Origin of the sequence: Neobacillus drentensis (genome assembly GCF_036962765.1) — a bacterium.
GTDB lineage: Bacteria > Bacillota > Bacilli > Bacillales > Cytobacillaceae > Neobacillus > Neobacillus drentensis_C.
The window spans coordinates 1-6,173 of the sequence record NZ_JBALOS010000348.1 but is presented as its reverse complement, the minus strand read 5'-3'; the positions used below and the strand labels follow the sequence as shown (position 1 = coordinate 6,173).

General features: G+C 37.0%; 6 protein-coding genes. 3 read left to right on the top strand and 3 right to left on the bottom strand.

What is annotated here, in order from left to right:
- The first annotated feature begins 230 nt into the window (after positions 1-230).
- The 3 genes from V7137_RS29070 to V7137_RS29060 are packed head-to-tail and all read left to right on the top strand — an operon-like array spanning position 231 to position 4,044.
- Positions 231-1,715: a spore germination protein gene (locus V7137_RS29070; RefSeq protein ID WP_335701283.1), complete on the top strand. Its 1,485-nt coding sequence runs from the start codon at positions 231-233 to the stop codon at positions 1,713-1,715.
- A gap of 13 nt (positions 1,716-1,728) precedes the next feature.
- Positions 1,729-2,913, top strand: coding sequence for a Ger(x)C family spore germination protein (locus V7137_RS29065; RefSeq protein ID WP_335701282.1), 1,185 nt, complete (start codon positions 1,729-1,731; stop codon positions 2,911-2,913).
- 33 nt (positions 2,914-2,946) lie between these two features.
- On the top strand, positions 2,947-4,044 hold the full coding sequence (locus V7137_RS29060; protein WP_335701281.1) for a GerAB/ArcD/ProY family transporter: 1,098 nt from the start codon (positions 2,947-2,949) through the stop codon (positions 4,042-4,044).
- Positions 4,045-4,392: 348 nt separating this feature from the next.
- Here the strand turns inward: V7137_RS29060 and V7137_RS29055 are convergent, their stop codons facing one another.
- The 3 genes from V7137_RS29055 to V7137_RS29045 form a co-directional block, all read right to left on the bottom strand.
- Positions 4,393-4,941, bottom strand: coding sequence for a flavodoxin family protein (locus V7137_RS29055; protein WP_335701280.1), 549 nt, complete (start codon positions 4,939-4,941; stop codon positions 4,393-4,395).
- A 171-nt stretch (positions 4,942-5,112) separates the two neighbouring features.
- On the bottom strand, positions 5,113-5,313 hold the full coding sequence (locus tag V7137_RS29050; protein WP_218350662.1) for a hypothetical protein: 201 nt from the start codon (positions 5,311-5,313) through the stop codon (positions 5,113-5,115).
- Between the two features lie 118 nt (positions 5,314-5,431).
- A complete protein-coding gene (locus V7137_RS29045; protein ID WP_335701279.1) occupies positions 5,432-5,953 on the bottom strand; it encodes a DinB family protein in 522 nt (173 codons plus the stop codon).
- Positions 5,954-6,173: the final 220 nt, after the last annotated feature.

Here is a 6,173-nt window from a genome sequence, read left to right as displayed (position 1 = left end):
TCTTTTTCTTATTTAAATAAAATAAATGTATTCCGTTTTTTCGGAATGAAATCCCTGTTTCTTTTTCCGGAAAACAGGAATCTTCCGCTTTTTCGGAAAACGCCTTTAAATAGTATTAAAATGATTCAAAACACCATTATCTAAAAAGTGACTGATTTCATCACATACATACTTATTTACCATCTAAGAAAAACTAAGTTATCTATTTGAATTAAAATGCGGTGGTAAAAATGAAAGTGAACAGCGAGGTATCAAATGTTCTGCAAAACAATATACGAATTTTAAATACTATTTTAGGTAATAGTTCTGATTTTCAAGTAAGAGAGATTTCTTTGACAAGTATAGATAAGAAAGCGGCAGTTCTATTCTTCGATGAGATCGCCGATTCCAACGTTGTTCAACGATACGTAATAGAACCCCTAGTATCATACTACATACCCCATTCTAAAACGGATGAGGAACTGCTAGCTTTTATGGAATCAGCTGTCATTCAATCGATAAATATTACACGCGTGGAAGATGTGACACATGCTTCAAATGAGTTGCTGGAAGGCAAAACCCTTGTCATTGTGGAAGGAATAAATACGTTTCTCTCTGCCAATACAGTCAAATGGAACGGACGAAGCATAGAAAGCCCGAAAGGACAACGAGTTGCTAAAGGACCTGATGTCGGTTTCTCCGAAAATAGAAGTACAAACATCTCTCTCGTTCGTCAGATTATTAAAAATCCGAATGTAAGAGTAACCACCAAACAGTATGGAACAAACACCCGTACAGACGTATCGGTTATGTACATTGAAAACATAGTGGATAAACAAGTGCTAGACACAATTTATACACGCCTAAAAAACCTCCAGTTGGATGCAGTGCTGGAAGCAAATTACATTGAAATGGTTCTGACGAAGGAGACCAAGTCCTTTTTTCCACTCATGCTCAATACGGATAGACCTGATGTAGTTGCTGGCGAAATGCTGGAAGGAAAAATCGCAATCTTTGTAGATGGTTCGCCTTTTGTTCTTATTGCTCCTGCGGTTCTTATCCAATTCTTCCAAACACCGGAGGACTATTATCAAGGTAAAACAGGTTTAGTTAATCCGCGATTGATTCGTTTTTTTCTATTTATTTTTTCTATGTACATTCCTGGGATGTATGTAGCGTTTGTAACCTACCATGCAAATTTGTTACCTGTTAAACTGCTAGTGGGTTTTGTGTCACAACGAGAATTGGTACCATTTCCAACCTCGTTAGAAGTAACCGTTTTGACGATTGTGCTAATTGCAATAAACGAAAGCTCCACTCGGTTACCTCAAAACATTGCTATTACGGTGTCCATTTTTGGAGGAATCATTTTGGGGCAGTCTGCAATAGAATCGCAATTAGTAGGAGCTGCTAGCTTAGTTGTAGTTAGTGTTACTTATATTTTCTTAAGTGTTGTCCCTATTAATACACTGAGAATAGCTGCAACAAATATCTCTCTTTGTTTTACTGCCATGGGTGCAGCACTTGGCTTCTACGGAATTGCCTTGTTGTCACTTCTATTATTGCTTCATCTTTGTTCTTTGCGTAGCTTTGGCGTACCTTATTTATCGCCTTTCGCTCCACTCGTTGCTCATGATTTAAAAGACAGCGCTATTCAACTATCACAAGAGGAAATGACAAACGATGAATCTCATTTCACGAACGAAGAAATGATTGAAGAGACAGATAAAGGGTAAAAAGGAGAAACGTATGCTAAGGAAATCAACTATAACCCTCTATCTAGCGATAGGATTAATCATCGCCTTAGTGGTAAGCAAACAAGTACAGGACAACATGTTGGATAAAATTAGCGTTATTTCTGCGATCGGGATTGATAAAAGTAAAAAAGGATACATCGTTACCCTCCAAAAATATAATCCAGCTGCCACCAGCAAAGAAGGAGCAGCTGAACTAGGTGCGTATACGTACAGTGCACACGGACGAACCATTCCTGAAGCAATCGACCGTATTCAAAATAAATTCTCGCGGACAATCTTCTTGGATAGCGTGGAAGTGGCTGTATTAGGGGAATCATTGGTAAAATCCGAAGGAATAAATGCTCTTGCGGATTACTTTTTGCGGGAATCCAATCTTCCTTCCAATATAAGGTGGGTCATATCAATGGGAGTGAAACCAGATAAACTGCTTCAAATCATCATGCCTATTCAAAAAGTTTCGGGAACAAGATTCGAAGAAATGTTGAATCGAAAACGTGAGTCCTGGGGGAATCTCTCGGATATGACTGCCGACAAAATAAAGGGAATGGTATTACAAAATAGGACAGAACTAACCATCCCTTATATTACCAAAATAGGTCGTACTTTAAAGGGAATTTCAAAAAGCAATATAGAAAAGGCGAGTCCAGATATGACAGTAGAGATAGAAGGATTAGCTGTGTTTCAACATCAACGATTTTCATACTGGCTTTCTTCACAGGAAAGCAACCTATATGCGTTAACCCGAACCAAAATACAAGATACCACAATGGTAACGAAGTGCCGTAAACAGTCTGGATATGTGACGTGGAAAGACATGCGAAGCAAATCTGTTATACATTTACTAGATAAAAAGGGAGTTCCATCCTTTCTTCTTCAGGTTCAAATAAAAGCTAAAATGTCGGATGTGTCGTGCAAGATGGACACTTCTACTGTCCAAGCCATTGCCCAATTGGAACACGATGCAGAACATGACCTTCAAAACCAGATTAATCATCTGATAGCAAAAACGCAAAATAAAAAAACCGATATAGATGGATTTGGAGAAACTTTGTATCGAAAACAACCTGATCGGTGGGACCGGGTTAAAAATGATTGGGATTCCGTCTATTCAACCGTACCCATTCGGATAAGAGTACGGGTTGATCTTATAGAGCCAGGAGAATTTTCATCGCAATAAAATTGACTCTGTGCATGGAAAGGACTCGATAGGATGATGGTCAGATTAGCGCCAATTGAAATATTTTCCTTAATGATCAACTTTTTGCTTGGTAGTGCTATTGTCGTAGGATGGAATTTCGAAACGAAACAAGATGTGTGGATCACGATCTTATTATCTTTAGGTTTGGGAGTGGGGATTTTTTATTTCTATATCCTGCTTCACTCTTTGGGAAAATGGGGAAATTTAATTCAACTCTTGGAACTAGGATTTGGAAAGTGGATATCTAAACTACTTGGATTTATTTATTGTCTATACTTTTTATACATCGCCGGAAGAGTGTTGAAAGATTTTTCTTTTTTCATCGGTCAAGTGCTATTTAACAATATCCCTTTTGGGATTATATCTTTCACGTTTCTTTTGGTGGTGTCATATAGTTGTTTCCTTGGCATCGAAGCTACGGCAAGAAGCTCACTGATTTTATTTGCTTTTACATGCGTTATTATTTTGGTATGCATGGTATTTGGATACTTATCTCCTTATTTTAATTTCAGCCATTTAACTCCAGTATTTCGGACGAGCTGGAAGCAGATCATTTCTTCCGTTTTCCCAACCGGATTAACCTTTCCGTATGGTGAGCTCATCGTATTTACCATGGTATTTCCGTATGTAAACGATAGAAAAGCCTTACGAAAATACGGTTGGATTTCTGTGTGTACAACTGGAGTGTTACTACTATTAGCCGGAGAAATGATACTGGGCTTGTTAAGCCCTGAAACAGTCAACTTGTATGTATTTCCTTTTGTAAAGGCTGTCGAGCTAACCGCTGTCTTAGATTTCCTGCCGCACTTAGATGCTTTTGTGGTAATACTCAATCTTATAGGTGGATTTGTAAAAATTTCTATATATATGTACGGCGGGTTAATGATTCTTGCTCAATTGTTTCCAAAGGCAAAGATGAATCGGCAAATTATCGCTGCAACCATCCTAACTTTTTTATTTGCATTTACATTATCTAAAAACATCATTCAACACTTGTTCATTGGATTGAAAGTCGTTCCACTTTATTTGCACCTACCATTACAACTTATCATTCCATTAATCTTAGTGATTAGTTTGAGTATAAAGAAATATATAGTAAAATCATTATAAAAAACGTCACACCCAACATTCCGCACTTAAGTGAAAAAAGGCGTAGATTTTTACTCATATCTTACCTGAGGAGCACCATTTTTTTTCATAGTCGAAAAATAACGTTCTAAAGGAATGCTAAATTGCTGGTTAACTCATTAAAAAAGGAGCACCGCAAGAAAAGGCAGATCTTCAAATCGATCCGCCTTCTATTGGCCCAAATAAATTAAAACGATTGGGCTTATTCTTTTGCACGATTGATTGTATGTTCTTTGATTTCCTATGCTTTTTCGGGCTTGCAGCATGACCTTCAACAAATAATCCTTCAAATGGAGCAGCAAAGCCATCTTATTGATCCTTTTAAGTGTTTCATTCAGCATTTATTAACTTATTATGTAGCTGAGAAGCAGCGAAAAGTGCAGCTTTGTCTTGTAGAACGTCCTCAGGTTGGTTCCCTTCTCCAAGGACATATCCACCAAAATCCATTCCCATAAAATCAAGGATATACTTAAACTGTTGAATCATGGGCAGACCTTTCAGGTATGGATGATCGCCTCCAACAGCAATCACAAATGCTTTTTTGGACGCCATTCTATTTTTGAAGTCAGGAAATTTTGGATCCCTTAATGTTTGAGACCACCTGTCTATAAAGTTTTTCATAGTTCCCGACATACTGTACCAGTAAATGGGAGTAGAAAATATTAAAATGTCATGCGGCAGGATCCGTTCGATGATGGAGTTATACTCATCATTTCTATCCTGAAATCCATCGGGTGAATGACGCATGTCTACAATGGGTTGGATATGATGTTCTTTTAAGTAAATTTTTTCTGAAGCGATTCCTTGAATAACGTGTTCTGTGAGTGTTTCTGTATTGCCATTTGGACGGGTTCCCCCATATATAACTGCTATTGTCATATCTTCTTGCTCCTTTTCTTAAAAATTAAAACTTTTTCAGCTTAAGTACTAATAGTTCTTTTTTTATTATAATCAACTATTATGCATTAATCTCGTTGATCAATTAATCAGATCGTTCAATATGAAATAACATATCCTTACATGAAAAAACCCTTCTCAAACGAGATGGGCTTACTCCTTCTCCGTAATAAACCAACCCTCAGGTTTTTTTTCTATATGAAAAACATCTTCATCGAATTTTTTGCGAAGTGCTTTATATTCCTCATTTTCAATTTTAATCTCTGAAACTCTGATTTGTTTTAGTGTAATTTCGGGCTTTTTGAGTTCAAATATCAAATCTTTAATAAGAAAAAAGGTTCTTTGTCGTTTCATCCTCTCCACTTCCTTCCTTTAATATNNAAAAGAATCCCTACTCATTCAAGAATGGCATATTAAGCTGGAATATGGAAGATTTCTCAATATTAAAAATTCGTGGAGAAAGTAAAACCAATTAATAATCATTCCGTAATTTTTTGAGCAACTGGAAAATTTGACCTCTATGATGGGATTCATGTTCAATCAAATGATACACAACCCACTCAGGTGTGACGTCATATTGTTCAAGTACCCTTGGTTTACGCCAATCCGTTACGTCCATTGAACGAAAGTGGGAAAGAAATACTTCACGAACCTTTTGAAGGCGGTGAAAATGTTCCTCTAAACTTTGTCCCTCAATGTGGGCTAAAGAGCCATCTTCGGACCTGTGTTCTAACGGAAACATCGAGCGTATTTCGGGATCCCATTCGGTAACAAGTACCTCTTCATATAACCAATCTGCCTCGATCAAGGCAATGTGATACAACAACGAGCCAATCGTTTGTCTTTCATCCATTTTGGTATCGAGTATCGTTTGGCTGATACCTGTTAATTCTGTTAAAAGAGTACGGCGTACATCCTCTAAACACCATAGCCATCTGCCAATTTCTTCGTTATATCCTGGTAAGGAAGATACCAGTAACAATCTTCTCCCCATTGAGATCATCCTCCTCTTAATTAAAATACATACATTCTATATAAAAGGATGGTTTCCTTCTTTTAAATAGCTTTTTTCATAAATAATGTTGTTATAACTCAAGTAGAATCATATTTTGTGTAAAATTACTCTCTAATTCTTTGATATTTATCGACTGTTCTCTTCAATGGGCGAATTTGTGAGTTTTATGAGAGAATTTGGGGTATTAATGAGCGAATTC

What these genes read in the sequence shown, in the direction of transcription:
- V7137_RS29070 (WP_335701283.1), top strand. Translation starts at nt 231, where the DNA reads ATGAAAGTGAACAGCGAGGTATCAAATGTTCTGCAAAACAATATACGA.
- V7137_RS29065 (WP_335701282.1), top strand. Translation starts at nt 1,729, where the DNA reads ATGCTAAGGAAATCAACTATAACCCTCTATCTAGCGATAGGATTAATC.
- V7137_RS29060 (WP_335701281.1), top strand. Translation starts at nt 2,947, where the DNA reads ATGATGGTCAGATTAGCGCCAATTGAAATATTTTCCTTAATGATCAAC.
- V7137_RS29055 (WP_335701280.1), bottom strand. Translation starts at nt 4,941, where the DNA reads ATGACAATAGCAGTTATATATGGGGGAACCCGTCCAAATGGCAATACA.
- V7137_RS29050 (WP_218350662.1), bottom strand. Translation starts at nt 5,313, where the DNA reads ATGAAACGACAAAGAACCTTTTTTCTTATTAAAGATTTGATATTTGAA.
- V7137_RS29045 (WP_335701279.1), bottom strand. Translation starts at nt 5,953, where the DNA reads ATGGGGAGAAGATTGTTACTGGTATCTTCCTTACCAGGATATAACGAA.